Genomic DNA, 25,976 nt, shown 5'->3' on the forward strand with positions numbered 1-25,976 from the left:
AACCTGGCGCGCACGGCGATCCCTCCGGAAATGATCGCCGGGATCGCCGCGCCAAAGGTCAGCAGGAAGAAAAACTTCACCAGTCCATAGCCATGGTCGGCATTGAGCACAGCCGCCGGCTGCATGAATGTCACGCCGTAGGAAATCCAATAGCCTATAAAGAAGTAGGCCAATGTCGAAACGGCGAAGTCACTGAGGATTTTCGACAACGCATTGACCTGGTTTTTCTGTCGCACAGTTCCGACTTCGAGAAAGGCAAAACCGGCGTGCATGGCCAGAACCATGACCGCACCGATCAGAATGAACAGCGTGTTGGAGCTATGGACCAGGGTGTCCACAGCGCTTTGCAGGTTTTCCATGGGATGGGCTGACCTTATGGCAGAAAAAAGCACCAAAGCAGTTCGCGATGACTGTCCATGCACCAAGTTGCGGCTTCGAAGCATCAGCGCACTGATCTCGTTGAACCACTTTGGCGCACGGACGCCCTCCAGGAAAAACGCGCCCCGGAGGTTTACGCGAGTTTTTGATTGTTTGTCCTACGGTTTTACTGAAATCATGCCCGGCCATAGCGCAATGGTGCGGACCGGCGCACCACGACATAGCAAAAGTTGTACCAGTCATTTGTACTGAACCTTCGCCGAAGGCTCATACTCGAAAGCATCAGAAAGCCACTTATGGAGATCCACCATGGCCCGCACCCAGGCAAAGACTGCTCAAGAAATCCTGATGAACGACTTTCAGACATTGGTCAGTGACACCGAACGGTTGCTGGAGCACACCGCGACCCTGGCCGGCGATCAGGCCGACGAATTGCGCGAGCAGATTCACGACAGTCTCTTGCGTGCCCGTGAAACCCTGAAACTGACCGAAGACTCCCTGCGCGAACGCGGCAAGGCCGCTGTCACAGCCACTGAAGACTATGTCCAGGCCAACCCTTGGCAATCCGTCGGGATCGCGGCCGGCGTGGGTTTCCTGATCGGCCTGCTGGCTAGCCGGCGCTGATATGTCGATCGGTGAATCCGGCCCGTCTGTAGCGGGTACCAGTTCCTCATCACGGCGCCTGGGTGCTGCCTTCCTTGGGTTGCTGCACAGCCATGTCGAACTGTTCGGCATCGAATTGCAGGAACAAAAAGCCCGCACCGTCAGCCTGTTGCTGTTTGCCGGCCTGGCCCTGGTGTTTGCGTTGCTGCTGTTGGTGGGGTTGTCGACGTTGGTGCTTATCGTGTTCTGGGACACCTATCGCCTGACCGCCATCATCGGGCTCTGTGTGTTCTACACCCTCGCCGCCATATTCTGTGGAATGCGCTTGAGAGCAGCGATTTTCGATGAGTCCTCACCCTTCAACGGCACGCTGGAAGAGCTGGCCAACGATCGGGAGCGCCTGCTGCCATGAGCCTGCCTGAATTGCCACACAACAGCTCACGCACGGAAATGCGCAAGGCCCTGATCCGCTTGCGCATGGAAATGCATCGTCAGGAAATCCGCCACGAATCCGCGCAACTGCTGCAACCCTTGCAACGCGTGCGCGGGATTACGCAAAACCTGCAGGACGGTTTTGGTATCAAGCACGCACCACTCTGGGGCGTAGCCGCCGTCACCTTGCTGGGCTTTCTGGGCGGCAAGGGTGCGAAAAACGGTGGCGGCCTCAGCAGCCTGACCCGGCTGGTCCGGCTCGGTGCCACACTGGCCCCGCTGATCAAGCTGATCATGCAGGGCTCTTCACGCAAAGACTGATCAATCTGGCACATGTGGTGGTGCGTTTCCGGCACGCCGGCGCGCGGATAGCCATCGATGATTTCGGTGCCGGTTACTTATCGATATCGACGCCACCCAGTTCCGCTTGCAGGTCATGGCGCGAAACGGGAAGCTAGGCTATCAGTCACCTGACGGAGAGACCCCGCCTTGGATTGGCACACTCTGCTTACCCGCGAACGCCTCGGAAAACCTCTGCACAGCCCAGAAGAGCTTGGCCGCAGCCCTTTTCACAAGGACCACGACCGCATCATTTTCTCGGGGGCTTTCCGCCGCCTCGGGCGCAAGACCCAGGTCCATCCGGTGTCCAGCAATGATCACATTCATACGCGCCTGACCCACTCGCTGGAAGTCAGTTGCGTGGGTCGCTCACTGGGCATGCGGGTCGGCGAAACCATCCGCAATGCCCTGCCCGACTGGTGCGAACCCAGCGACCTGGGGATGGTGGTGCAATCGGCTTGCCTGGCACACGACATCGGCAACCCGCCTTTCGGCCATTCCGGTGAAGACGCGATCCGGCACTGGTTCCAGCAAGCCGCCGGCCGTGGCTGGCTGGATGCAATGAGTGAAGCCGAGCGCAATGACTTCCTGAATTTCGAAGGCAATGCCCAGGGCTTTCGGGTACTCACTCAACTGGAGTATCACCAGTTCGACGGCGGCACCCGACTGACCTATGCAACGCTGGGCACGTACCTGAAGTATCCATGGACGGCCAGGCACGCCGACTCCCTGGGCTACAAGAAACACAAGTTCGGCTGTTATCAGAGCGAGCTGCCGCTACTTGAGCAGATCGCCCATAAACTCGGCCTGCCACAACTGGAGGAGCAACGTTGGGCGCGACATCCTCTGGTGTACCTGATGGAGGCTGCCGACGACATCTGCTATGCACTGATCGACCTGGAAGACGGCCTGGAAATGGAGTTGCTGGAATACGCCGAAGTCGAGTCCCTGCTCCTGGGCCTGGTGGGCGATGACTTGCCTGAGACCTACCGCCAGCTCGGTCCCGGCGATTCGCGCCGACGCAAACTGGCGATACTGCGCGGTAAAGCCATCGAGCACTTGACCAATGCCGCGGCCCGGGCGTTTGTCGAGCAACAGGATGCGCTGTTGGCCGGTACGCTTTGCGGCGACCTGGTGGAACACATGCACGGTCCCGCCAAGCGTTGCGTGCTGAATGCCAAGGACATGGCCCGCAAGAAAATCTTCCAGGACAAGCGCAAGACTCTGCACGAGATCGGCGCCTATACCACACTGGAAATCCTGCTCAACGCCTTTTGCGGCGCAGCTCTGGAGCAACACAACGGAAGTACGCCGTCGTTCAAGAGCCGTCGTATCCTTGATCTGCTGGGCAACAATGCGCCCGACCCTCACGGCCCATTGCACACTTCGTTTTTGCGCATGATTGATTTCATCGCCGGCATGACCGACAGCTATGCCAGTGAGATGGCCTTGGAAATGACCGGACGCGCCAGCCACTGAGGTGTATCGTTTGATCAGCCATTACGGCATTCGTAATGGCTGATCCCCCCTTGAAACTCCAACAGCACTCAAGTCTCGTCGAATCGCCCTACAGCACCTGTCGAGCAAACTGATCGCTTGTCCAGCACTCTCGCGAAACAATCGCCCTCCCTTCTGTTCRACAGATGAAGTGCACCCCATGGCCGAAGACGATCTACGCATCCTTGTGGTGGAAGACCATCCCTTCCAACTAATAGCCACTCAGTACCTGCTGGAAAGTTATGGCTTCACCCGACTGACTACCTCCGATAGCGCCAAAAGCGCCATGCAGCAAATGCTCGGGGCCGACCAACCGTTCGACATTCTTTTATGCGATCAATGCCTGCCCGATCTGACGGGACTCGATCTGGTCCGGTTCGCCAGCCAGCGAGGGCTGATCAGACAGGCGATCATTCTGAGTAGCCTGACAACGTCTGAATTGGATGAGCTTGTAAATACGGCCGCTGATTACGGGCTGCCATTATTGGGATACTTGATAAAACCACTGAAACAATCTGAATTTATAGACTTGTTGACCTCTGCACCAATATAGAAAAAGACACATATAAATCCCGACAAATATACAGCGTAAAACTTACAAACAACCTCCTTACAAAGTGCACCAAAGCACTAGACTTTCCTAGCCTTCCTAATAAGAAACCTAGTTAATACGTAGTCCCATTCCTTTTAATCTGTAGGAATTCTCCTATATTGCTGCTACAGCTTGGTCAGTTCATGCGGCCCTTCAAGTATCTGAGCTAAGGTGCGCGCTTTATTTGAGCTCGCATGGGACTTGATTATGAACTCCGTTTTTATTGTCGACGATCACCCGGTTATCCGCCTTGCCGTTCGAATGCTGCTGGAACATGAAGGTTACAAAGTCGTCGGCGAAACTGACAATGGGGTCGACGCCATGCAGATGGTTCGCGAATGCATGCCGGACCTGGTCATTCTCGACATCAGCATTCCAAAACTGGATGGCCTGGAAGTGCTGTCCCGGTTCAACGCAATGAGTAATCCTCCTAAAACACTGGTACTGACCGCACAATGCCCGACACTTTTCGGCATTCGTTGCATGCAATCCGGTGCCTCGGGCTATGTCTGCAAACAAGAGGACATCAGTGAACTGGTCAGCTCTATAAAAGCGGTATTTTCAGGTTACAACTATTTCCCGAGTGAGGCCTTGAACCCTGTCCACGGAGATGAAACACGCTGCATCGAATTGGAACTGTTCAAATCCGTAAACGACCGGGAGCTGATGGTCTTGCAACTTTTTGCCCAAGGTCGCACAAACAAGGAAATCGCCAAGGGGATGTTTCTGAGCAACAAGACCGTGAGCACCTACAAAAAGCGCCTCATGCAGAAGCTCAAAGCCAAATCCCTGGTTGAACTAATCGAGATGGCTAAACGAAACGCGCTAGTGTGAGACCCACGATGCCCAGCCGTTTGAAGATTTATCTGATACAGGTGACTGCAGGTCTATGCCTGAGCACCTCGTTGTTCGGGGCACCGAACAGTGAACACTACACGCTGCTCAGCCGTTCGAAGGCCGGAGCAATGGAGGTTCGGCTGGATGAATCCCAACGGCAATGGATAAAGCAAAAACATGAACTGACGCTCGGGACGTCGGCCCCGGACTACCCCCCTTTCGACCTGACCACCAGTGGGCAGGACTATGAAGGGTTTACCGCCGATTACGCTGGTCTTCTGGGAAAAATAACCGGTTTGCCCGTCACGGTTCGGCGTTTCGATTCCCGAGGGGCCGCGATCGCTGCACTGGAAAGCGGCGAAGTCGATCTGCTAGGCACCGCCAATGGATTCGAAGCTGGCAATGCCGACATTGCACTGTCGATACCCTATGCCGTCGACCAACCCGTATTGGTGACCCGCGAAGGGGAAACCMGATCCCTCACCGATGGCCTGGCCGGATTGCGCCTGAGCATGGTGTATCACTACTTGCCGCTGACGGAAGTCAGGGCGTTGTACCCGAAAGCGATCATCACGTCCTATCCCTCCTACCAGAATGCGATCAACGCCGTTGCTTTCGATCAGGCGGACGTGTTTCTCGGTGACACCATTTCAACTCACTACATGATCAACAAGGGATACTTGAACAACATCCGGATGGCCAACTTCGGCAAACATGAAGCCTATGGTTTCAGCTTCGCCGTTAACAGGAACACCCCCGAGCTGCTCGGCATCATCAACGCGACGATCACGGCCATCCCCTCCAGTGAACGAGAAAACATCGCCAAACGCTGGAGCGCCGGTAGCGACATTCTGCTGACCGATCAAAAGTTGCAACTCACTGAACGGGAAGAGCGCTGGCTGGCACGCCACCCGATAGTGCGCGTCGTCGTCAACGAAGCCTTTGCGCCACTGACGTTTTTCGATAGCAACGGCAACTTTCGCGGGGTCACCGCGGATTTGCTTGAGCTGATCAGGCTGCGCACCGGCTTGCGCTTTGACATCCGGCGCAGTCGGAGCGATGACGAAATGATCAAACAGATCAAGGACAACAAGGCCGATGTGATCGCCCCGTTGCTTCCCAGCGCGCAACGTCAAACCCAACTGAACTTTACCCGACCCTTTCTGGAAAATTCCTACGTCCTGCTGACCCGCAAAGCCGCCGACAGCCCGACCAACCTCGTGCAGTTGCAGGGCAAGCGCCTGGCCATTGCCCGCGGCAATCCACTCATGGATTACCTGCGCAGAGAATTTCCCCGGATCAGGTTGATCGAAGCCCCGGACACCTTCAGCGCCGTAGAGTTACTCGCCGAAGGCCAGGCCGAGGGCGCGGTGAACTCACTGATCATTGCCAATTACTTCATTTCGTCGCGACTGTTCGAGCACACACTGCAAATCAGCACCACCATCGGCACCGAGCAGGCAGCGTTTTCCCTTGCCACCGCTCGGGGCGCCAAAGAGCTGAACGCGATTCTCGACAAGGCGCTACTAAGCATCTCGCCGGAAGAACTGGGCATCATCAACAGCCGTTGGCGCGGCTATTCGGCGTCTTCGCAAAACACCTGGCGCAACTATCAACGGCTGTTCTATCAGATCGTCATCGGTGCCGGCGTGCTGCTGCTGATTTCCATTGCGTGGAACGACTACATGCGACGCCAGATCAAGCAACGCAAGGCCGCCGAGCGTGCGTTGAACGATCAGTTCGAGTTCATGCGATCGCTGGTCAATGGCACGCCCCATCCGATCTACGTACGTGATCGCCAGGGGCTACTGCAAAGTTGCAACGACAGTTACCTGCAAGCGTTCAGCGCCAGGCGTGAAGATGTCATCGGCAAAAGTGTCATGCAGGGATCGATGAGCAATGTATTCGAAGCCCGGGAGTACCAGGCTGACTACCAACGCGTGGTGGCCGAGGGCAGACCGTTGATCGTCGATCGCGAGCTGCACATTGGCGGCCGGCGGTTGACGATCTATCACTGGATTCTTCCCTATCGGGATTCCAGCGCAAAAGTGCAAGGCATTATCGGTGGCTGGATCGATATCAGCGAACGGCGGCAACTGCTCGATGATCTGCGTTGCGCGAAAGAACGTGCCGATAACGCCAACCGGGCCAAAAGCACGTTTCTGGCCACGATGAGCCAYGAGATCCGCACGCCGATGAATGCAATGATTGGAACGATGTTATGATTTTATTTCGAGTCTAGAGGTGGTGGCTGTGCAAAAGCTCTGTTTCTCCTACGTGCGGTATTCAAGCTGGACACAACGCAACGGCGATAGCGTTAAACGACAGAACGAGATGGTAGCCAAGTGGCTGCTGGAGAACCCCGAATACGTCTTGAGCGAACAACGCTACAACGACCACGGGAAGTCAGGCTATCACGGTGATCATCTGGATAACGCTTTTGGTCGTCTGCTGGCCGCTGTGGAGAATGGCGACATTCCCCGTGGCAGCAAGGTACTGATTGAGCAGATTGACCGTGCAGGACGTTTGGCACCAATGGAGATGCTCCCGCTGGTCTCCAAGATCRTCAATGCTGGTGTTGACCTTGTGACGCTGGATGACGGCATTACGTACAACCGAGAATCAGCCAACAGCAACCATCTGTTCTTGCTCGTTGCCAAGGTACAGCAGGCATACCAGTACAGTGACAACTTGAGTCGTCGCTTGAAAGCTGCCTATGAAACCAAACGAAAGAAAGCTGCTGCTGGTGAAGGTGCTACACGCCGTATGCCGTTATGGATACGTGATGGAAAGCTGAGAGACGATATCGCACCTTTCATTGTTCAAGTGTTCGAAGATTTCGCTGCTGGTATCGGTGAGCGTCGTATTCTTGGGCGACTGAAAGACCAGCACTCTGACTTCAATACAACCAGCCCTTCGACGTTCAGACGCTGGCTACGTAACCCGGTGGCTATAGGTCGTTGGAATGATATTGAGGATGTATGGCCTGCTGTTGTCAGCAAGGAACTTTGGTTTCGTGTTCAAAAACGTATCAACGACAGTAGTGCAACCCCCAAGGCTGCTGCTTCGAAGTATCTTCTGACAGGAATTGTGAAGTGTGCCAGATGCGGCAAGAACTACTGTGTTGGTGGGCAGAAAGGCGCTCTCACAATGTTGTGCGTCAGTCGTCACAGGTTTGGTGGTGGTGCTGGGGGCTGTACAAACAGTCGCTCTATACCCTATGCCGTATTCGACTTTATCCGCTCTCAAACAGCCCATGCCGCACTTGTACGAGCAGCACAGAGTCAGAACCTGACAACCAGTGAAAAACGCCTAATTGAAATTGATGGTGAGCTGGCCGAACTACAGCGTCAGTTTGTGAATGTATCAGGTGGGCTAGCCAAGTATGGAATGGTCAAGGCTATCACTGATGTTCTAGATCGTGTGACAGCACAGATTTCAAAACTTGAGCAAGAGCGTGTTTTGTTGAACGCTACACCAGCACCAACAACAATGGATGACATGCTGGGTTTTGAGGATATCTTACTAGACGACGATACCGTCAAGCTCAACGCCCTGCTTCAAGGTGTCGGATATTCAATGATCGTAGATGACCGTACAATCACCGTGATGGAGTCTAGTGTGTACAGTGCGTTAGATGTTCAGGTTTACCGCTATCTTGGCTCAGATCGTGTTAACGGCACGTACAAACTCAACGTGAATGATGAAAGCGTGTATCACTTGCCCAATCTGGACTCCAAGGTGCAGAAGGAACAGTACGATACGCAAATTAAAGAGGAAGCTGATATTGCAAATGAAATTGCACAGTTGGTAGCGGAAGGAAGGTTTACAAAGATCACATATCATTATTATGCGACAGGGGAGGTGGTAATAAAAGGACTACAATAACATCGAGGGTTCCACCTCGATAGAACCACTAAACATATAATGGGCTATCTGGCCCTTTTATTCCATATTGAATGATACGTGTTGAGACGCACTCTACAAATACCCCTGCGAGCTCCTGTGGTGCGATATGGGAGTGCCTCGCATGTGACGCACGCCCAGCGTAGCGATACAATGCACATGTAGGGCTGCAGGGGCTCTGGAGAGGGCAAAAGCATCTTTCCTTGAAGTATCTGTCACTGTATAATTTTGGGGCTTCTATCTTGGCTGATCTTCCAACTCAGCAATCTGCTTATCAATGTCTGCCAGTAAAGCCTGTAGCAACCTCCGCTGTTCCTTGAAGAAATTCAAGCGGAAGTTATTCTCAGACTGTCGTCTCTCTGTAAAAAAACTATTGAAGTTATCCTCGAAGGGAGCAGCAGAGATGGTTGGCTTGAGTCCGAGGGACATGCTGACTACATTGGAAGTTACTGTCTTGGAAGTTACTGCATCAGTCTTGGAAGTATCAGAAGAGCGGACGGCATACCTATCTAGCCAACTTTTGAGGCTGGTAATGTTGGTTTCGTGTAGTTTGCCTTTTGAGTCCATAACGAACTTACGCATATTGGATTTCTGACCAGCAGCCTTGGCATGAGCAACATGCTCTGCCCACTTCACAAGCACCAGCCTCCTCTTTGCTTCTCGCTCTTCCCTCACTGACCAAGACATGTTTGCTTCCTCGGTGTTGTGTTGGTAGGCGTACATTATGAGTGTAGGCGAACATCCCAACTTGCACACTGCCACAGCAGCAGGMTGTGCACTACTCATCACATCTGTAAATGATTACCATGTATTTCTTCAGCCTTTCTTGCGATCCAGCTTGTGTGCAACTCGATATGCACAAGTCTAATTTATGCACTTCATCGAACTATTTGGCTTGGCGAACGAGTCCACGATTGACTTGGTAGCAGGACTGGTCTTCAGGTCGCCAACTTTCGCTCCCCACTTGCAGGCTGCGATCTCGTTCTGGGGCGATGGTTCGGCAGACGTTGCTAAAACAGCCAGAAAAATGTGGTGCAGGACGTTATTTTTCTCCAGCTCTGCAAGGAAGACCAAATTCTGATCCACAAGCCCTGTTTCTTCGCATAGCTCACGGATAGCCGCTTGATGAGGTGTTTCACCTTGCTCGATCTTGCCACCGGGTAGAGCCCATTTCGACTTCTGCTTGCGAACGTAGAGGACTTGGTCATCTCGCCGACAAATTATGGTCGCTCTCTCTTTCATCACCTTTCCACCACCTCTGCACCAAATTGCGGCCACGCTTTTGATTCACGTACAGCTGAGACGCCGATGCATCGATCTGGTCACTGTCATAAACCCGTTGCTTGTAAAGTTTAAGCATTAACGGTGCCAACGTCCTGATCGGCCAGTGCAAATGATGTGCTCGTTTCCACAGAGTCCTCGCCCCGCCGCCAAAATTCCGGTGCACTTTGATATCGGTTTGGTTGGTTGACTGGAAAAATAATGGTGTTTTAACCTGACCTGCTAAGCCAGGTGCGAGGTGGCCAAATGAGCGCCGCCAAAATCGATAAATAAGTCCCAGCTTGCCCTGCATCTGCTGACCACAACTACAGACACAGGGCGAGCATCCATCATACTGCTGTTGTTTCTCGCTTGATCCGGTACACCGTGGCGACACCACAGTCAGCCAGCTTGGCGATCATGTCAGCGGACATGGTTGGATGCTCCTGCATCAGCAACTGAACCTTCTCCCACTTGGCAGTGTTCCTGCCTTTACCTGATGGCTTCCAATCGGGATCAGCAGCACGTTTGTTCTCTAGTCCTTGCCTGATGCGTTCTACACGCTTCTCTTGATCCAGTCGTGCCATGGTAGCCATGAGGTCGATCAGCATATTGTTGATGACGTCCATGATTTGTCCTGTGATTCCCTTCGTCTCAATCAACATATGACTGGTAGGCAGATCAGCCACTACCAATCGAAGCCCCTTGGCCTTGATGGTGACCTTGAGAGTGTCCCAATCAGCCTGTGAGAGGCGACTGAGGCGGTCTACGGACTCGACCAATAGCACGTCTCCACTCTCAGCAGTATCGAGCAGAGAAAGCAGCTGAGGGCGATTGAGCTTGGTGCCACTGATGTTCTCAGCGTACACGCCAACAATGCTCAATTCCTTCTCGACAGCGAACGACTCCAAAGCGACTTTTGCACGGAAAGCGTCTTGGTCTTTGGTCGATGCACGGAGATAAAGGTGGGTGTTCATGGCTTGCTATCCTTTGTCATTCACTTCGATAGGCAAATGATAAATGAATCATATGGCACTCAACAAGAGTCTATTGATAGTGATTTCATGACTGCTCTCGCACTACCAGATAGGTCTACTTCTTTGATAGCGATTATTGCCGGAGCTTGAGAATTCCAGCGGTGATGACAGATGCATTTTTGTCGAGGGTGTTCAGTGCTGCGATAGCATTGTCGTGAGTCGTTGGGGAGCCAGTTGATTTTGCCCACAGGGCCACTTCCTCGATTGCGGCGGCAATTGCGTGCTGGTTGTGCAACAAGAGAGTCAGCACGTCGGCTGTGGCAATGTTGACTTCATTCTGATCTGGCATGAGTGTTCATCCTTGGGGAGAGAGCCAGCAGCCTAACCCACGTGAGGGCATCTGTTGATGTATGGATGCTAACGCTGGCTCACTTCGCAATCTTCCACCTTTACCTTACCGATGGGCACCAGCTAGCCCCAGCTCAACCGAGTGATGGACCTAGTGGTTTGCCTGAGTTAAATGGGGGTGGGCAGAGGTTTCCGAAAGCACTGTCAGCAATCAGTGCCATCATGGACAATGGCTATGACAACAGGACAGGGAGCGACACGATGCGTTGGGTTCTAGCTATCACCGGGACATTAATCTCACTCACGGCCAATGCTGCCGATGTAGGTCCTATCACCACTCAGGTAATGAAAGATCAATACTTCTCATCGGCTGAATGCAGCAAGTATCTCGATGGTCTGCCAGAACCAGAACAGGACACCTTAAGACAACTAACCGACATAATCGAAAAATCCCAATCTCTCAGCTTCGTTGCGGGCAGAGATACGCTACTTGGTGACTTTCAACCACTGTTTGAAGCGAAGCACCTCCACTTCAATACTAGTCTCGTTAACCTAAAGGAAAAGGTGAAAGACTCTCCCAGCCTGTTAGATAGCTACGAAGATCAAGGCTACTCTAAACAGATTTCCGACGATGCAACTACGAAATGGTCTGAATTTGTAAAATCGAAAAAAGCCAAGCCACTGCAAGCCAATATAAAGAAATTTACGTGGTGCCGTATTGCAACAGTAGCTGCGGGAATGGGTGTAAATGCACAGTTCCCGAAGAATTATGTCGAGCGAGCGTCAGCCATGACGAATACAGCCGACATCGGTTACTTCAAGGTCAAGGCTGAACGTGGCGAATACAGAAACTCTGTAGGTACGGGCAATAGATTCTCTGAGCCTAAGACGTGGGATGGCTCACGCTTCTACATCGTCCACGCATCATTTAAAAACATGGACACTGAATCCCGATTGCCAGTCGAAGGAAGCTTGTTCATCAACTACAACGGCAAGGATTATGAATTCGACTCTGTTGAACCAATCATGTCTGAGGGATACAACATCTGGTTCCGCAAGATCAATCCATTGATCACCATGAAGACCAAGCTCGTGTACCGCATTCCTAATGAGATATACGGTGATGTGTACTGGAGGCCGGGGCGAAACTCAGATGATACAAGGCTGTGGGTCGGTGTACTCAAGGCGGCCAAATGAACTTAGCTATAAGTGCCGGTGCGGCAATATTAATGGATGACAAAGGCTTTGGATGCTGGTGAATTTCCTGATGTTACAGCAATATATCGTAGAGTTACAATGCGTGCAGTTCTCATTGGATTGAATTTGTGCTGCTATGAGAGTTGCGACTGACTTAAAAAGTGCTTATTCTCTTCAAGGTCGTAAATGTGCCGGGGAACCAAATGAGTATTTGAGCATGCATGCTCAATCAAACACATATCCAGACTAGTGGCCTTGATAATATAGTTTTTTGTACCTTTTGTTTTTTCGGGGATGCCATACACATAGATGAATGCGGTTTTGCTTTTTGATTTATAAATTTTTGCTAACTCAATATTTGTTTTTTCTAGCATTTGGTTGTAATAGAGTAATTTGCTTTGATCTTTAAGAAGCAGAGCATTATCAATATCGATCAGCACTCCGTAAATCTCGCCACCAATCCGAAAGCCTCTGCAAAATCTAAGCAGCAAATTTTCTTGAGTTGAGCTAACAACTTCTGCTAGCCCGCAATATATTAGGCCGTCCTTTTTCTCAGGAAGGTTATTGTCAATGATTCTGAGGAAGGTATTGAGAGTGACCAATCGCCCATTGATGAATAATTCTTGGTGCTTGCCTCGCACTCTATGGAGCAAATCATGTATAGAGTAAATATTATTGTTTGTTGGCTTATTGCTGGCCTGTTCAGTATTTATGGAGTTTAATTTTCGAATGTTCGTGGTTTCGTCGAAATTTGATGGAGATAAAGGTATCTCGACGGTGCGAGTAAAAAAGCCGGACGGTCTACTTGTGTTGAATATGTAATTGCTTTCGTCCGACAACACTCCCCTAGATTGTCTTGGCTTGTCTGTAGTGATTACCCCTATCTTCTTTTCTTCAATATTATGCTTACATCCTTTTACGTGAGGCTTGGATGATTTCTTAGCTGTTCTGAAGTAGGGTGGGACCTTTGGTTTTTTGTTATTAATATTTATAAATGTATACTCCGCCCTGCATTTTTCATCTAGGCAGGCGAAGTCATTTTTATGAGTGATGATGCCTTGTCTGTAAAGCTTCTCTGCCTCCAAGACAGTTGTCTCTCTGTCCAGACTTATGCAAAATACACGATCCATTAATACATATCCTTCAGTGAGTCAACCAGTGTCTTTGATCATATTGGTTCATGAGTAATCGCTATGATACTACCCATAATAATGGGTCAAACATTGCGAAAAAGTTGCACTTCACCGTTACCGTTTGAATCTAGGCCACTCTTACCGGAAACACCGGAGAATTTGTAACCAGTGAGCTAGTGTCCGGTCAAGTCCTCTGATAATGACTTCTCAAACTCCACGATCAGGTCTACAAGACCGATCCTCAGGACTTTGCACAAGTCCCGAAGCTGCACGATGTCCAAGCGACGTGTTCCGCTTTCTACGTCGCTCATGAAGGACTGTGGTCGGTTCAGGGCCTTTGAGCACTGTACTTGAGTCAGACCAGCCRCCTTCCTGTACGTCTTCAACAGCGACAAAAGAACAGCGTGTTCGGGTCTATAGATCGTCTTGGACATGGCTGACTGGCTACGAGTGGACAGTCTTCCAACCTATATCTGGTTTTCAGATATCTGAATTTGGGATAAATTTAATCCCCAAGCGACACCACCCAAACCACCAGCCATGTCGCAAGGATGAACCATGAACGAAAAACTGTTTGTATTGACCAGCCAGAAGAAGAGCACGAACCACGTCTTGCACCTGATCATGACCATTCTGACTGGAGGTCTATGGTTGATCGTTTGGCTGATCGTCACGTCAAACAAAAATAGCCACAACAAGCAGCTCGACAAGCAAATCAACCATGTATTGAAGTACAAGGAGCAGGGGCTGAGCGACGCCGACACCTACAAACAGATCAAGGTGGACAAGGCAAACTCTGACGTAATCCAAGGGCGAGTGATTTTTGTCGTTCTGGTTGTGGTGTTCCTCTACTTCTACCTGCGGTAGCTGTTGCACAGGTAAAGCGGAGCTTTGAGCGAGATACTCTTCCAGCTCCGCTGGAGTGTTTGCACCGAAAGCGATGAGCTTTCAATCGTTCACCCTGTAAAGGTGGATCGCCACTGACCTATCGGTCGGACGTAGCACCAATAAGATTTTTACACAAATCCAGCTTTTGCCTTTGATCTTGGTTTTTCTTGTAAGTGCAAATGGTTAGCGACAGCTAACAAAATACCCCGTTCAAGCTTCGCTTAACTGGTTGCACGTAAAGGCGGCAAGCCTTGGGAGTGAGGGGATGATATTTACATATCATTCATCCCCTACCTATGTCGGTCGAGTCAGCCTGTAAGCGGCGCTTACATTGAGTATCCATCATGCTCTGCATAAGCGGTACATCAAGATCAAAAGCGACAAGCTTTGATGTGTGTTGATTTCATTGATTGAATGGTGTGCTGATCCAGCATCGTGACGATGCAGGCGGGTGCGAATTTCCAGTGTGTAACTGTGGACGTTCCGTCCCAATGGCGTTATAGCTTCCAAGCTCCGCTTGATCGTGCTCAATACGCTGTAAGCTGTCGCTTACCGCAGAGTTCCTTCGACGGTAGTCGCCGAAGAAACTTCTTTTATATAATAGGACTTTCTCCAGCCCCTTGATTTACGTGGCCTACAGGCAATTTCTTGCGTAGGTTTTTCAAAAAAGTTACGTATTTGCTACGCAGCCATATTGATGCATTGACCCAGCTCATTCGCGTCTTCCAGTCTCGAAAACAGCCCGTCCACAGGACGATACCAGTCCTTAAGATACGCTTCACGGGTAGAGTCAGAGCCCCTGAACACGAGTCGAGGGTTGATGGCGAGCTTGATTTCACCCGTTCGAATGTTGCCATTTCGTGAGGTGGTCACACGCAATATGTTCGCCTCTTCCAATACCTTCAACTTCTTCATCAGATTTGACTCGGCGGTGCCTAACGCCTTGGCCAAAGTGGCTTGGGTCATGAAGATGACATTGCGGTACACCACGAGATGATGCAGTTTATCCAGCAATCTTTCTTGGGGCAGCGTGATACGACAATCGATGCCGGTGCGACACCACACACCACGGGCATAGTCCACCTCATCACGCAGTAAGTGCGGGGTATGTGCAGGCAGTTTGCGTCGATCAACGAACTTCAAGTAACGCTCAAAGTCGTCCACGCTTCGGCAGTCCCTAAGATTTGGCCGATAGTCGGCTGGGGTGGAAAAGACCGATGGCTTATGAACCTCTCCCGTGAGCGTGTCTACTACAAGACCTTCAACGGTGATCAGGTTTTTCGAGGGGATAGCTGGGGATGTGTTGCTCATTGTGGTTCTCCTGTTCAGTTCTGTTCAATAGGCGTTCCTCGCGGTAGTGCCGTTGGTTGGTTAGCGAATCGTAGACAGCAAAGAGCCTCATCTAAACGCTGTCGTAACAGTGTCCGCGTGAGGCTCTTCAGATTGTCTTGTCTGCCTTCTGGGCAGTCGGACATGATGCACTCTCCACCTCTTCTTGTCAAGAACTAGTTGACGTGACGCGAACTAGTTGATCTATAAATCTGCACTACCCATTACACTCGCACGCTCCATCCACAGTGCGAATCTGAGGGAAACCACTTTCCAGTGGGAGAGAAAGCGTCCTGCTTAGTTTCTGTTGGTTTCCATTGGTGTAGAACGCCAGCAAAGCCAGTAAACACGGCTACTTGAAGGAAGTTGGCGGACTGTACAGGGTGAATCTGTTGCAGGCTTTAGTCGGGTTTAACGGAGGTTGCTGATCAGTTTTTAACCAGTTTTCAACGCTGGTGTTTGATAGGTTTTCAGTATCATTAAATCCCCAAGCTGCTGATTTGTGTGCAATCATTGGCATGCTTGAACTGACACTCAAGCGTCTTGATCATCAGCACCCGGAGCGTGCGGCCATCGATGTCGCGTACACCTCGGCGAAAGGGTTGCTGGAGCTGATTGGCGACATTCTGGACATTGCCAGAATCGAATCAGGACGCTTGAGCCTGAGCCCGGAGCGCGTTAGTCCGGGTGAACTCGTAGCCTCGGTCGTGCGGATTTTCGATGGCCTGGCCCGACAGAAGAAGCTCGAGCTGGTACTGGAGTTTTCATCGGCCAACCCGACCTTCGATGTGTTGCTGGACCCTTTGCGCTTCAAGCAAGTGCTGTCCAACCTGATCAGCAATGCCATCAAGTTTACCGAGCAAGGTCAGGTCCGGGTCATTGTCGATCTGCAGCCGGCAACGCAATCCGGGCGCGTGCAGATGCGGGTGCAGGTTCACGACAGTGGTATCGGGATCAGCGAACAGGATCAACGGCACCTGTTCGAACCCTTCGCCCAGGCCGACAACGCCATGCAATCGGTCAGGGGGGGCGCAGGGCTGGGGCTGGTGATCAGCCGCAACCTCTGCGAGATGATGGGCGGCAGTCTGCAATTGCGCAGCGAGCCGGGCGTCGGCACTCAAGTGCAGGTGTTGCTGCTGCTGGAAACGTTGCCGCTGCAACAGTCAGCCCAGGAGGCCGAAACGCAAATCATCGTCGCAACAACCCCGTTGAGTGTGCTGGTAGTCGACGATCACCCGGCCAATCGCTTGCTCACGTGCCAGCAACTGGAGTTTCTTGGACATCGATTTACCGTCGCGGCCGATGGCCAGGAGGGACTGAATGCATGGAAAGACCAGCCGTTTGATCTGGTGATCGCCGATTGCAACATGCCGGTCATGAACGGTTACGAGCTGGCCCGCGCCATTCGCCAGCACGAACGACAAAACCATCGTCCTCCCTGCACCGTTCTCGGCTTTACCGCCAACGCCCAACCGGAAGAAGTACAACGCTGCAAACAGGCGGGAATGGACGACTGCCTGTTCAAACCCCTCAGCCTCGGTGCCTTGAGTCAATGGGTGGAAGGCATTGAGCCCACCCAGGCAGCCCCGGCGTTCAACCTGCACGGGTTGAAACTGCTGACCGGGGGCAACCCGATGTTGAACCGGCGATTGCTGAACGAGTTGGTGAACAGCAACCGCCAGGATCTGCAAACGCTGTTGTCGCTATCCAGCTGCGCAGATACGCAGGCGCTGAAGGACATTGCCCACAAAATCAAAGGCGCAGCCCGGATAGTGCAGGCATCCCGCTTGATCAACCGCTGCGAGGCACTCGAAGCAGTCTGCCATGAGGATTTCGACCGCGAAAAAGTGGCTGCATGCTGCAAATCCATGGAGTGCGCCATGCTTGAGCTGGAGGACGCGCTACTACGTCAGATCGAACACTACGACGAAGGCAAAGTGACAGAGCCTTAACTATGCCTGGCCCCTCGGCAGGGTGTTGACCGTCATGGAGAAAACCGGCGTCAGGCCTGCTGCTCAAGGCAGGCCTGGGGTCTTGATCAGCAGTCGGTCAGGCGCAGGAAAATCGCCGCCAGCTGTTCGATTCCTGCCTGGTCCTGTTCGGTGAAACGCGCCAGTTTCGGACTGTCGAGATCGAGCACGCCGATCAATCGGCCGTCCTTGACCAGCGGCACCACCAATTCGCTGTTCGAGGCACTGTCGCAGGCAATGTGACCGGGGAACGCGTGCACATCTTCGACCAATTGAGTCTGCAAGGTGGCTGCTGCTGTCCCGCATACGCCGCGACCGAACGGAATCCGCACGCAAGCGATCTGCCCCTGAAACGGCCCCAGCACCAGTTCTTCATGGCGGTTGAGGTAGAAGCCGGCCCAGTTCAAGTCATCGAGCTGATTGAACAGAAACGCCGAGAACTGCGCGGCATTAGCGATGAAATCCCGCTCGTCCGCCAGCAAGGACTCCAGTTGCGCGTGCAGCATGCCGTAGCCTTCGAGGCCCTGGCCGCTCCTTTGTAAATCGATCATGCCTTGTGCTCCAACAGTTTCAGCCCGACCCAATAACGGGCAAATTGATAAGCGCAACGTCCATTGCGATTGCCTCGGCCGGTGGCCCAGCGTACCGCCAGAATGTCCAGCTCTTCGCTGCGCTGCCACGCCAGCCCGGCCTTGCCGGCCAACTGGCCGATCCAGTGCTCGACGACGTCGAGGAAGTGTTCCTGGGTAAATGGATAAAACGACAGCCACAAACCGAAGCGGTCCGACAGCGCGATCTTGTCTTCCACCGCCTCGCTTGGATGCAGTTCGCCGTCGACCCGTTTCCAGTTTTCGTTGTCACTTTCCTTTTCCGGCACCAGGTGGCGACGGTTGGACGTGGCGTACAGCAAAACGTTGTCCGGCGCCTGTTCCAGCGAGCCATCGAGGACGCTTTTGAGCACCCGGTAATCACCCTCGCCCGACTCGAACGAGAGGTCATCGCAAAACAGTACGAAACGCTGGGGCAGTTTGGCGATCTGTTCGACCACTCGCGGCAGGTCTGCCAGGTGATCACGTTCAATCTCGATCAAGCGCAAACCGGCTTGAGCGTGTTCGGCCAACAAGGCGCGCACCAGCGACGACTTGCCGGTGCCGCGCGAGCCCCAGAGCAAGGCGTGGTTGGCCGGCATGCCATCGAGGAACTGCCGGGTATTGCGCCCAAGTTGCTCGACTTGCCGATCGACGCCGATCAGGTCCGACAAATGCATGTCGAGGCTGACCTCCAGCGGCATCAGATAACCGCCGCGTGCCTCACGATGCCAGCGCGCGGCCAGGCATTGCGTCCAGTCGATGGCTGGCCGCGGTGCCGGCAGCAACGGCTCGATACGGGCCAGAACGGCATCGGCGCGYTCAAGAAAAGCATTCAATCGGGAATCCACGACTTCTCCTCGGGCACGTTCACAGTAATGATGGTGATACAGCGACGAAACACAGCGTCACACAAGCGGTGGCCCCCGCGGTACAGGCCTCGCGAGAACATCAACAGGCAGGCATGATCGACTATGCTTGAGCAGCGAAAGGAAACGGAAGTGGTTCACCCCCCCATGGACATCAAATTCACCAACCGGCTGTCGTTCAAGCAAGCCCGGCTTACCGTGCTGGTCGGTTTCATTCTGGGCACGCTGCTCAGCCTGCTGCAAATAGGCATCGATTATGCCAGTGAAGACGCCTCCATCAATCGTGAAATCCTTTCATTACTGGAAATCAGCCACAACCCGGCCTCGCGAATTGCCTACAACATCGACGCCGAACTCGCCAAGGAACTGACCCTGGGCCTGCTGCGCTCGCCAGCGATCACTAGCGTGAGACTGACCGACAACAATGGCATTGTGCTGGCCAACGTCAAGCGACCCGGTGTGCAAAACGGATACCGGATGCTCAGTGATTTCCTGTTCGGCGCCAACCGACAGTTCGAAGACCGGCTTTACCTGGATCATTTACCCAACGAATCCCTGGGTACGCTGCGGCTGAACGTCGATACTTACGCCTTCGGCGACCGGTTCCTGCGCCGGGCCGAAGTGACCCTGCTCAATGGTTTCGCCCGCAGCCTGCTGCTGTCCGGCATTCTGCTGGCGCTGTTCTATGTGATGCTGACCAAACCCCTGGTGCGGGTCATCCGTGAACTCAGCGGTCGCGACCCGAGCAGTACCGAGCCGACCTCACTGGAGTGTCCCGCCGGGCACGCCGACGATGAGATCGGCGTATTGGTCAAGGTTGCCAACCAGCAATTCAAAAGCATCGCCACCGAAATCCAGCAGCGGCGCAATGCGGAAAACCGCCTGACCGAGTATCTCGGTCAACTGGAAAATATCGTCTCGGCCCGCACTGCCGAACTCAACGCGATCAATGCCCGGCTGAGCCAATCCAACCAGGAACTGGAAGTCGCTCGCAGCACAGCACTGGACATGGCCGACGCCCGCTCGGTGTTCCTGGCCAATATGAGCCATGAAATCCGCACGCCCCTCAATGGCTTGCTCGGGATGATCGCGCTGTCCCTCGACGGGCCGCTGACTGCCGAACAACAGCAACAGCTGTCCATCGCCCATGACTCGGGCAAAGTGCTGGTGGAATTGCTCAACGATATTCTCGACTTGTCGAAGTTCGATGCCGGTCAACTCGAACTCGAACACATCCCCTTCGACCTCGGCTCGCTAATCGAAGACACTGCCAACCTGTTATCGCAGAACGCCGCCCCCAGCGTCGAACTGACCTGCCTGATCGATCCGCATTTCCCGACACTCGTGCTCGGCGATCCGACCCGGGTGCGGCAGATCGTCAGTAATCTGCTGTCCAACGCCCTCAAGTTCACCCGTTTCGGGCGTGTCGACGTACGCCTGTCGACGTTCGGGGACGGCGTCAGAATCGAAGTGTGTGACACCGGCATCGGAATCCCTCAGGATGCCCAGGTGAAAATTTTCCAGCCTTTCACTCAGGCCGGCGCCGGTATTACCCGCCAATTTGGCGGCACCGGGCTGGGCCTGGCGCTGACCTACAACCTTTGCGAAGCCATGCGAGGGCGCCTGACGATCAACTCCGAGCCGGGTTTTGGCAGCCAGTTCTGCGCGGACTTGCCATTGCCCAGCCATACCCGAGCAATGCCTGCTGTTTCGCTCAAGGGCAAAGTCATCGCCATCACGGCCGCCAGCAGCGGGCTGGGCGAACTGCTGAACGGCCTGTTGCCTGGCTGGGGACTGGACTACGAACGGCGCTCCATGGATGACCCACTGCTTGGCCTGGCGGCCGACGTGCTCATCACCGACTGCCCCGAGTGCCTGTTCAATTTGCGCCCCACCCTCAGCGCGCCGATCCTGCTGATTACCGCTTATGGCAATTTCATGCCCAGCGAAGAGGTCAACGCCCTCGCCCCCTTGCAACAGCAGGCCCGCCCCCTGGCACGCAATACGCTGCATCAGTTGTTGCAGCGAATCCTGCAACCGCAAACCCACCCGATCAACAATGCCCCACTCGACGCGCAAAGCCCGCCGCGCCGCGGGCGCGTGCTGTTGGTGGAAGATAATCCGGTCAACCAACTGGTGGCCAAGGGCATGCTCGGCAAACTCGGCTGCGAGGTGACCACCGCGGCCCATGGTGCCGAAGCCCTGGATCAACTCGAACAACGGGAGTTCGATCTGGTGCTGATGGACTGCAACATGCCGGTGATGGACGGCTATGAGGCCAGCCGGCAAATCCGCCGCAGCGGTCGCTGGCCCCACCTGCCCATCGTCGCCCTGACGGCCAACGCCATGTCGGAAGAGCGCGAACGCTGTCGTGCCGCGGGCATGAGTGACTACCTGGCCAAACCCTTCCGGCGGGAAGAACTGGCCGCCCTGCTGGATTTGTGGATCTGCGCTACGTCAGCGCCTTGATCTGTCCCAACAAGTGATCGAGACCATCGCGCAAATCGTTGAGACGGTTCAGATCGACCCCGCTGTCGCACAACAGGCGGGCCTTGAGTGGCCCGACCTGATCGCGCAGGGCCGTGCCGGCTGGCGACAGGCTCAGATGCACTTCACGCTCATCGCGCGCCGAACGCTGACGCTGCACCAGATGCAGTTGTTCGAGGCGCTTGAGCAACGGTGTCAGCGTGCCGGAATCCAGGGCCAGACGCTCGCCCAATGCCTTGACGGTCGGTTGCTCCGGGGCCGCTTCCTGCCACTCCCACAGCACCAGCATCGCCAGGTACTGAGGGTAAGTCAGGCCCAACTGATCGAGCATTGGCTTGTAGGCGCGAATGACCGCCCGGGAAGCGGCGTACAGCTTGAAACACAGCTGGCTGTCGAGCTTCAGGGAATCGACTGACAAGGTATTCATTTGAGCAGGGCTTCGATCTCGCGAGTCAGGTCCTGCGGCTTGGTCGCCGGAGCGAAGCGCTTGACCAGTTGCCCGTCCTTGCCAATCAGGAACTTGGTGAAGTTCCACTTGATGCCCTGGGAACCCAGCACACCCGGTGCGCGCTTTTTCAATTGCACGAACAGCGGATGGGCGCTGGCACCATTGACGTCGATCTTTTTGAACAGCGGGAAGCTGACACCGAAGTTCAATTCGCAGAATTCGGAGATCGCCCCTTCGTTGCCCGGCTCTTGCTTGCCGAACTGGTTGCAAGGAAAACCGAGCACCACCAGGCCCTGGTCCTTGTAGGTCTGCCACAGCTCTTCCAGGCCTTTGTACTGCGGAGTGAAACCGCACTTGCTGGCCGTATTGACCACCAGCACGGCTTTGCCGGCGAAATCCGCCAGGGTCTTTTGCTCACCCTTGATGGTGGTGCAAGGGATGCTCAGCAGGTTGTCGCTCATGTTTGAGGGTCCGAGTGAATGGAAGAAATAACAAAATAGCGAGCAATTGAATTGTGTGCAATTTAAATAATCAAAACGCGGACCAACTGCAGCAGTTGCCGAAGGCTGCGATCTTATGATCCTGACCTTCGGGCAGCCTCAAGAAAGGCCAGATCAWAAGATCGCAGCCTTCGGCAGTTCCTACCGGGGCACCAGGTCCAGGCACACCGAGTTGATGCAATAGCGCAGACCGGTCGGCGGCGGACCATCGGGGAATACATGCCCCAGGTGCGCGTCGCATTTGGCGCAGACCACTTCGGTGCGGATCATGCCGTGGCTGACATCACGGATTTCGGTCATGGCGCTGTCGCCGATCGGCGAATGGAAACTCGGCCAGCCGCAGCCGGAATCGAACTTGGTCCTGGAGTCGAACAGCGGTTCGTTACAGCAGATGCAGTGGTAGACACCGTCGGTCCTGGTGGCGTTGTATTTGCCGGAAAACGGACGTTCGGTGCCCTTGAGGCGGCACACGTTGTACTGCTCTGGATCGAGCATCGCCTTCCACTCTTCCAGGGTTTTTTCCAACTTTTCCATCATCACACCTCAGCGGCTGAAAAAGCCCGATCTGTACCTTTTCCACGGATCGGGCGGCACGTATGATTGCGCCTCGTCAAACGCCAGTCTGGCAGCCAGACCACGCGCATTCAAACGGAAATATGGGTGCTGCATCTCAAGGCGTCAGGCCTGTGTGAATACGCAGGATTCCCAGCACGGTTGCCAAAACGCCGTCTGGATCGTTCATTTTCGGGAACACATCGCCATGCAGGTCAGCAAATCGAACAAGCTCGCCAACGTCTGCTACGACATTCGCGGCCCGGTGCTCAAGCACGCCAAGCGCCTGGAAGAGGAAGGTCATCGCATCCTCAAGCTGAACATCGGCAACCCGGCACCTTTTGGTTTCGAAGCGCCGGATGAAATCCTCCAGGACGTGATCCGCAACCTGCCGACCGCCCAGGGTTATAGCGACTCCAAGGGCCTGTTCAGCGCGCGCAAGGCCGTGATGCAGTACTACCAGCAAAAGCAGGTGGAAGGCGTCGGCATTGAAGACATTTACCTGGGCAACGGCGTTTCCGAACTGATCGTGATGTCGATGCAGGCCCTGCTCAACAATGGCGACGAAGTGCTGGTGCCTGCGCCAGACTATCCGTTGTGGACCGCAGCCGTGAGCCTGTCCGGCGGCAATCCGGTGCATTACCTGTGCGACGAGCAAGCCAACTGGTGGCCGGACCTGGCCGACATCAAGGCCAAGATCACCCCGAACACCAAGGCCCTGGTGATCATCAACCCGAACAACCCGACCGGCGCGGTGTATTCGAAGGAAGTGCTGCTGGGCATGCTGGAACTGGCCCGCCAGCACAATCTGGTGGTGTTCTCCGACGAGATCTACGACAAGATTCTCTACGACGATGCCGTGCACATCTGCACCGCCTCCCTGGCGCCGGACTTGCTCTGCCTGACCTTCAACGGTCTGTCCAAGTCCTATCGCGTGGCCGGTTTCCGTTCCGGCTGGATCGCCATTTCCGGCCCGAAACACCACGCCCAGAGCTACATCGAAGGCATCGACATGCTGGCAAACATGCGCCTGTGCGCCAACGTGCCGAGCCAGCACGCGATCCAGACCGCCCTGGGTGGCTATCAGAGCATCAATGACCTGGTGCTGCCCCAGGGCCGCCTGCTGGAGCAACGCAATCGCACCTGGGAGTTGCTCAACGACATTCCGGGCGTGAGCTGCGTCAAGCCGATGGGCGCGCTATATGCATTCCCGCGGATCGACCCCAAGGTCTGCCCGATCCATAACGACGAAAAATTCGTTCTCGACCTGCTGCTCTCCGAAAAGCTGCTGGTGGTTCAAGGCACCGCATTCAACTGGCCATGGCCGGACCACTTCCGCGTCGTGACCCTGCCCCGTGTCGATGACCTGGAGATGGCCATCGGACGCATCGGCGGCTTCCTCAAGTCCTACCGCCAGTAAGCGATCTGTCACCGTGCGACCCTCCCGCAGGTCGCACGGTGATTCATCCGGCAACATTTGTTTGCATTGCGCCGCTGGCAGTCGCTTTGTCGCTGCCGGACAGCGCCTTGTCTGCTCGCGCCTAACAAAGGCGGGCGCCTTCGACACGAATTGACTGACAAACACTTCCCGCATACTTATCGGAAATGCCCTGCAAGCAGCTAGACTGTTGCCGTAGGACACAGTTTGAAATAGTCACCCGGTTGAATACCCCGGTGCAGCACCTTATATACCCCGCAGTACGCTACATATTTAGCATGAGGAGATTTCTACAACCATGATGCGCATCCTGCTGTTCTTGGCCACTAACCTGGCGGTCGTGCTGATTGCCAGCATCACCCTGAGCCTTTTCGGCTTCAACGGGTTCATGGCGGCCAATGGGGTTGACCTCAACCTCAATCAGCTGCTGATTTTCTGTGCGGTCTTTGGTTTCGCAGGTTCCTTGTTCTCGCTGTTCATCTCCAAGTGGATGGCGAAGATGAGCACCAGCACCCAGATCATCACCCAGCCACGCACCCGTCACGAGCAATGGCTGCTGCAAACCGTCGAGCAATTGTCCCGCGAAGCCGGGATCAAGATGCCCGAAGTCGGTATCTTCCCGGCCTACGAGGCGAACGCCTTCGCCACCGGCTGGAACAAGAACGACGCATTGGTTGCCGTGAGCCAGGGTTTGCTCGAGCGCTTCTCGCCGGATGAAGTGAAAGCCGTCCTGGCCCACGAAATCGGCCACGTAGCCAATGGCGACATGGTTACCCTGGCGCTGATCCAGGGCGTGGTGAACACCTTCGTGATGTTCTTCGCGCGGATCATCGGCAATTTCGTCGACAAGGTGATCTTCAAGAACGAAGAAGGCCAGGGCATTGCCTACTACGTGGCAACCATCTTCGCCGAACTGGTTCTGGGCATCCTGGCCAGCGCCATCGTCATGTGGTTCTCGCGCAAGCGCGAATTCCGTGCCGACGAAGCCGGTGCAAACCTGGCCGGCACCGCCGCGATGATTGGCGCCCTGCAACGCCTGCGGGCGGAACAGGGGCTGCCGGTGCACATGCCCGACACCCTGAACGCCTTCGGCATCAACGGTGGCATCAAGCAAGGGTTCGCCCGCATGTTCATGAGCCACCCGCCGCTGGAAGAGCGTATTGATGCTCTGGCTCGTCGTCGGGGCTGATACACGCCACGGCAATCGAGTAGGAGGCGGATTTACATCCGCCGTCCTCTCACACCACCGTACGTACGGTTCCGTATACGGCGGTTCAGGTTAAGCGGTTAAGCCGGGTTATCGTGTCCAGTATTGAGACCAGCCCGAGTCGATCCCAGAGTTTCTTCGGCAGCGCCTGATTCATATGGGGTGCTCCCGAATTCCACCAAGGGCCTCGACCGTTGAATGC

At 54.4% G+C, this 25,976-nt stretch carries 24 protein-coding genes and 4 pseudogenes; 14 read left to right on the forward strand and 14 right to left on the reverse strand.

All coding sequences use genetic code 11. The features are described from left to right. Positions 1-359 (reverse strand): annotated as a pseudogene (locus AC1DRN_RS27185) (ammonium transporter); the annotation flags it as partial. A 328-nt stretch (positions 360-687) separates the two neighbouring features. Between AC1DRN_RS27185 and AC1DRN_RS27190 the strand changes: the two are divergent. The 8 genes and pseudogenes from AC1DRN_RS27190 to AC1DRN_RS27225 all read left to right on the forward strand — a co-directional run bounded on the left by AC1DRN_RS27190 (position 688) and on the right by AC1DRN_RS27225 (position 8,566). Then, a complete protein-coding gene (locus tag AC1DRN_RS27190; RefSeq protein WP_007983472.1) occupies positions 688-1,002 on the forward strand; it encodes an ElaB/YgaM/YqjD family protein in 315 nt (104 codons plus the stop codon). A gap of 1 nt (position 1,003) precedes the next feature. Further along, positions 1,004-1,393: a phage holin family protein gene (locus AC1DRN_RS27195; protein ID WP_457266286.1), complete on the forward strand. Its 390-nt coding sequence runs from the start codon at positions 1,004-1,006 to the stop codon at positions 1,391-1,393. Continuing rightward, entirely contained in the window at positions 1,390-1,734 is a 345-nt protein-coding gene (locus AC1DRN_RS27200; protein ID WP_457266285.1) for a hypothetical protein, read from the forward strand. Before AC1DRN_RS27195 ends, AC1DRN_RS27200 begins: the two co-directional genes overlap by 4 nt. A 168-nt stretch (positions 1,735-1,902) precedes the next feature. Next, a complete protein-coding gene (locus AC1DRN_RS27205; protein WP_457266284.1) occupies positions 1,903-3,231 on the forward strand; it encodes a deoxyguanosinetriphosphate triphosphohydrolase in 1,329 nt (442 codons plus the stop codon). A gap of 178 nt (positions 3,232-3,409) precedes the next feature. Continuing rightward, on the forward strand, positions 3,410-3,802 hold the full coding sequence (locus AC1DRN_RS27210; protein WP_457266283.1) for a response regulator: 393 nt from the start codon (positions 3,410-3,412) through the stop codon (positions 3,800-3,802). Positions 3,803-4,048: 246 nt separating this feature from the next. Beyond that, complete coding sequence (locus AC1DRN_RS27215; protein WP_457266282.1) at positions 4,049-4,675, forward strand: response regulator; 627 nt, start codon at positions 4,049-4,051, stop codon at positions 4,673-4,675. 8 nt (positions 4,676-4,683) lie between these two features. After that, positions 4,684-6,897, forward strand: a pseudogene (locus AC1DRN_RS27220) (transporter substrate-binding domain-containing protein); the annotation flags it as partial. A gap of 34 nt (positions 6,898-6,931) precedes the next feature. Continuing rightward, complete coding sequence (locus AC1DRN_RS27225) at positions 6,932-8,566, forward strand: recombinase family protein (protein WP_477786851.1); 1,635 nt, start codon at positions 6,932-6,934, stop codon at positions 8,564-8,566. A gap of 255 nt (positions 8,567-8,821) precedes the next feature. On the opposite strand, the gene AC1DRN_RS27230 is transcribed toward AC1DRN_RS27225, so the two are convergent. The 4 genes from AC1DRN_RS27230 to AC1DRN_RS27245 form a co-directional block, all read right to left on the reverse strand. Continuing rightward, positions 8,822-9,271, reverse strand: a complete 450-nt coding sequence (locus AC1DRN_RS27230) for a hypothetical protein (RefSeq protein WP_458238710.1) — start codon at positions 9,269-9,271, stop codon at positions 8,822-8,824. A 177-nt stretch (positions 9,272-9,448) separates the two neighbouring features. Next, a complete protein-coding gene (locus AC1DRN_RS27235) occupies positions 9,449-9,826 on the reverse strand; it encodes an NUDIX hydrolase (protein WP_457266384.1) in 378 nt (125 codons plus the stop codon). Between the two features lie 368 nt (positions 9,827-10,194). Further along, positions 10,195-10,821: a recombinase family protein gene (locus tag AC1DRN_RS27240; RefSeq protein WP_457266385.1), complete on the reverse strand. Its 627-nt coding sequence runs from the start codon at positions 10,819-10,821 to the stop codon at positions 10,195-10,197. A 133-nt stretch (positions 10,822-10,954) separates the two neighbouring features. Continuing rightward, positions 10,955-11,170 carry a hypothetical protein gene (locus AC1DRN_RS27245; protein WP_457266386.1) on the reverse strand — a complete coding sequence of 72 codons (216 nt, stop codon included), beginning with the start codon at positions 11,168-11,170 and terminating at the stop codon, positions 10,955-10,957. Between the two features lie 158 nt (positions 11,171-11,328). Here AC1DRN_RS27245 and AC1DRN_RS27250 point away from each other — a divergent pair, with 158 nt between their 5' ends. After that, positions 11,329-12,366: a DUF4352 domain-containing protein gene (locus AC1DRN_RS27250; protein ID WP_457266387.1), complete on the forward strand. Its 1,038-nt coding sequence runs from the start codon at positions 11,329-11,331 to the stop codon at positions 12,364-12,366. A gap of 134 nt (positions 12,367-12,500) precedes the next feature. Here AC1DRN_RS27250 and AC1DRN_RS27255 read toward each other — a convergent pair whose 3' ends face one another. Together AC1DRN_RS27255 and AC1DRN_RS27260 are read right to left on the reverse strand one after the other, a co-directional pair. After that, positions 12,501-13,496 carry a hypothetical protein gene (locus AC1DRN_RS27255; protein WP_457266388.1) on the reverse strand — a complete coding sequence of 332 codons (996 nt, stop codon included), beginning with the start codon at positions 13,494-13,496 and terminating at the stop codon, positions 12,501-12,503. Positions 13,497-13,672: 176 nt separating this feature from the next. Beyond that, on the reverse strand, positions 13,673-13,933 hold the full coding sequence (locus tag AC1DRN_RS27260; protein ID WP_477786852.1) for a helix-turn-helix domain-containing protein: 261 nt from the start codon (positions 13,931-13,933) through the stop codon (positions 13,673-13,675). Between the two features lie 124 nt (positions 13,934-14,057). On the opposite strand from AC1DRN_RS27260, the gene AC1DRN_RS27265 reads away from it, so the two are divergent. Next, positions 14,058-14,366: a hypothetical protein gene (locus tag AC1DRN_RS27265; RefSeq protein ID WP_457266390.1), complete on the forward strand. Its 309-nt coding sequence runs from the start codon at positions 14,058-14,060 to the stop codon at positions 14,364-14,366. 702 nt (positions 14,367-15,068) lie between these two features. Here AC1DRN_RS27265 and AC1DRN_RS27270 read toward each other — a convergent pair. Continuing rightward, positions 15,069-15,698, reverse strand: coding sequence for a replication/maintenance protein RepL (locus tag AC1DRN_RS27270; RefSeq protein ID WP_477786853.1), 630 nt, complete (start codon positions 15,696-15,698; stop codon positions 15,069-15,071). A gap of 524 nt (positions 15,699-16,222) precedes the next feature. On the opposite strand from AC1DRN_RS27270, the pseudogene AC1DRN_RS27275 reads away from it, so the two are divergent. Further along, a pseudogene (locus AC1DRN_RS27275) lies at positions 16,223-17,668 on the forward strand (ATP-binding protein); the annotation flags it as partial. Between the two features lie 86 nt (positions 17,669-17,754). Here the strand turns inward: AC1DRN_RS27275 and AC1DRN_RS27280 are convergent. Both AC1DRN_RS27280 and AC1DRN_RS27285 read right to left on the reverse strand, forming a co-directional pair. Beyond that, positions 17,755-18,237, reverse strand: coding sequence for a GAF domain-containing protein (locus AC1DRN_RS27280; RefSeq protein WP_223463860.1), 483 nt, complete (start codon positions 18,235-18,237; stop codon positions 17,755-17,757). Then, a complete protein-coding gene (locus AC1DRN_RS27285; protein ID WP_223463859.1) occupies positions 18,234-19,124 on the reverse strand; it encodes an ATP-binding protein in 891 nt (296 codons plus the stop codon). Before AC1DRN_RS27285 ends, AC1DRN_RS27280 begins: the two co-directional genes overlap by 4 nt. A 123-nt stretch (positions 19,125-19,247) precedes the next feature. Here AC1DRN_RS27285 and AC1DRN_RS27290 point away from each other — a divergent pair, with 123 nt between their 5' ends. Further along, complete coding sequence (locus AC1DRN_RS27290; RefSeq protein WP_223463858.1) at positions 19,248-21,611, forward strand: hybrid sensor histidine kinase/response regulator; 2,364 nt, start codon at positions 19,248-19,250, stop codon at positions 21,609-21,611. Here AC1DRN_RS27290 and AC1DRN_RS27295 read toward each other — a convergent pair. The 3 genes from AC1DRN_RS27295 to msrB all read right to left on the reverse strand — a co-directional run bounded on the left by AC1DRN_RS27295 (position 21,595) and on the right by msrB (position 23,111). After that, entirely contained in the window at positions 21,595-22,056 is a 462-nt protein-coding gene (locus tag AC1DRN_RS27295; RefSeq protein ID WP_223463857.1) for a MarR family winged helix-turn-helix transcriptional regulator, read from the reverse strand. The genes AC1DRN_RS27290 and AC1DRN_RS27295 overlap by 17 nt on opposite strands. After that, the gene (locus AC1DRN_RS27300) at positions 22,053-22,538 is read right to left on the reverse strand and encodes a glutathione peroxidase (RefSeq protein ID WP_223463856.1); all 486 of its coding nucleotides are present in this window, start codon (positions 22,536-22,538) and stop codon (positions 22,053-22,055) included. Before AC1DRN_RS27300 ends, AC1DRN_RS27295 begins: the two co-directional genes overlap by 4 nt. A 180-nt stretch (positions 22,539-22,718) precedes the next feature. Further along, on the reverse strand, positions 22,719-23,111 hold the full coding sequence (gene msrB, locus AC1DRN_RS27305; RefSeq protein ID WP_223463855.1) for a peptide-methionine (R)-S-oxide reductase MsrB: 393 nt from the start codon (positions 23,109-23,111) through the stop codon (positions 22,719-22,721). Between the two features lie 226 nt (positions 23,112-23,337). Between msrB and AC1DRN_RS27310 the strand changes: the two genes are divergently transcribed. Together AC1DRN_RS27310 and htpX are read left to right on the forward strand one after the other, a co-directional pair. Beyond that, positions 23,338-24,549, forward strand: coding sequence for a pyridoxal phosphate-dependent aminotransferase (locus AC1DRN_RS27310; protein WP_007973513.1), 1,212 nt, complete (start codon positions 23,338-23,340; stop codon positions 24,547-24,549). Positions 24,550-24,865: 316 nt separating this feature from the next. Beyond that, positions 24,866-25,756, forward strand: a complete 891-nt coding sequence (gene htpX / locus AC1DRN_RS27315) for a protease HtpX (protein WP_007973520.1) — start codon at positions 24,866-24,868, stop codon at positions 25,754-25,756. An 85-nt stretch (positions 25,757-25,841) separates the two neighbouring features. On the opposite strand, the pseudogene AC1DRN_RS27320 reads toward htpX, so the two are convergent. Next, positions 25,842-25,976 (reverse strand): annotated as a pseudogene (locus AC1DRN_RS27320) (group II intron maturase-specific domain-containing protein); the annotation flags it as partial.

This window comes from Pseudomonas sp. P5_B3 (assembly GCF_056400405.1).

What these genes read in the sequence shown, in the direction of transcription:
- AC1DRN_RS27190 (WP_007983472.1), top strand. Translation starts at nt 688, where the DNA reads ATGGCCCGCACCCAGGCAAAGACTGCTCAAGAAATCCTGATGAACGAC.
- AC1DRN_RS27195 (WP_457266286.1), top strand. Translation starts at nt 1,004, where the DNA reads ATGTCGATCGGTGAATCCGGCCCGTCTGTAGCGGGTACCAGTTCCTCA.
- AC1DRN_RS27200 (WP_457266285.1), top strand. Translation starts at nt 1,390, where the DNA reads ATGAGCCTGCCTGAATTGCCACACAACAGCTCACGCACGGAAATGCGC.
- AC1DRN_RS27210 (WP_457266283.1), top strand. Translation starts at nt 3,410, where the DNA reads ATGGCCGAAGACGATCTACGCATCCTTGTGGTGGAAGACCATCCCTTC.
- AC1DRN_RS27215 (WP_457266282.1), top strand. Translation starts at nt 4,049, where the DNA reads ATGAACTCCGTTTTTATTGTCGACGATCACCCGGTTATCCGCCTTGCC.
- AC1DRN_RS27230 (WP_458238710.1), bottom strand. Translation starts at nt 9,271, where the DNA reads ATGTCTTGGTCAGTGAGGGAAGAGCGAGAAGCAAAGAGGAGGCTGGTG.
- AC1DRN_RS27235 (WP_457266384.1), bottom strand. Translation starts at nt 9,826, where the DNA reads ATGAAAGAGAGAGCGACCATAATTTGTCGGCGAGATGACCAAGTCCTC.
- AC1DRN_RS27240 (WP_457266385.1), bottom strand. Translation starts at nt 10,821, where the DNA reads ATGAACACCCACCTTTATCTCCGTGCATCGACCAAAGACCAAGACGCT.
- AC1DRN_RS27245 (WP_457266386.1), bottom strand. Translation starts at nt 11,170, where the DNA reads ATGCCAGATCAGAATGAAGTCAACATTGCCACAGCCGACGTGCTGACT.
- AC1DRN_RS27255 (WP_457266388.1), bottom strand. Translation starts at nt 13,496, where the DNA reads ATGGATCGTGTATTTTGCATAAGTCTGGACAGAGAGACAACTGTCTTG.
- AC1DRN_RS27265 (WP_457266390.1), top strand. Translation starts at nt 14,058, where the DNA reads ATGAACGAAAAACTGTTTGTATTGACCAGCCAGAAGAAGAGCACGAAC.
- AC1DRN_RS27270 (WP_477786853.1), bottom strand. Translation starts at nt 15,698, where the DNA reads ATGAGCAACACATCCCCAGCTATCCCCTCGAAAAACCTGATCACCGTT.
- AC1DRN_RS27280 (WP_223463860.1), bottom strand. Translation starts at nt 18,237, where the DNA reads ATGATCGATTTACAAAGGAGCGGCCAGGGCCTCGAAGGCTACGGCATG.
- AC1DRN_RS27290 (WP_223463858.1), top strand. Translation starts at nt 19,248, where the DNA reads ATGCTTGAGCAGCGAAAGGAAACGGAAGTGGTTCACCCCCCCATGGAC.
- AC1DRN_RS27295 (WP_223463857.1), bottom strand. Translation starts at nt 22,056, where the DNA reads ATGAATACCTTGTCAGTCGATTCCCTGAAGCTCGACAGCCAGCTGTGT.
- AC1DRN_RS27300 (WP_223463856.1), bottom strand. Translation starts at nt 22,538, where the DNA reads ATGAGCGACAACCTGCTGAGCATCCCTTGCACCACCATCAAGGGTGAG.
- msrB (WP_223463855.1), bottom strand. Translation starts at nt 23,111, where the DNA reads ATGGAAAAGTTGGAAAAAACCCTGGAAGAGTGGAAGGCGATGCTCGAT.
- AC1DRN_RS27310 (WP_007973513.1), top strand. Translation starts at nt 23,338, where the DNA reads ATGCAGGTCAGCAAATCGAACAAGCTCGCCAACGTCTGCTACGACATT.
- htpX (WP_007973520.1), top strand. Translation starts at nt 24,866, where the DNA reads ATGATGCGCATCCTGCTGTTCTTGGCCACTAACCTGGCGGTCGTGCTG.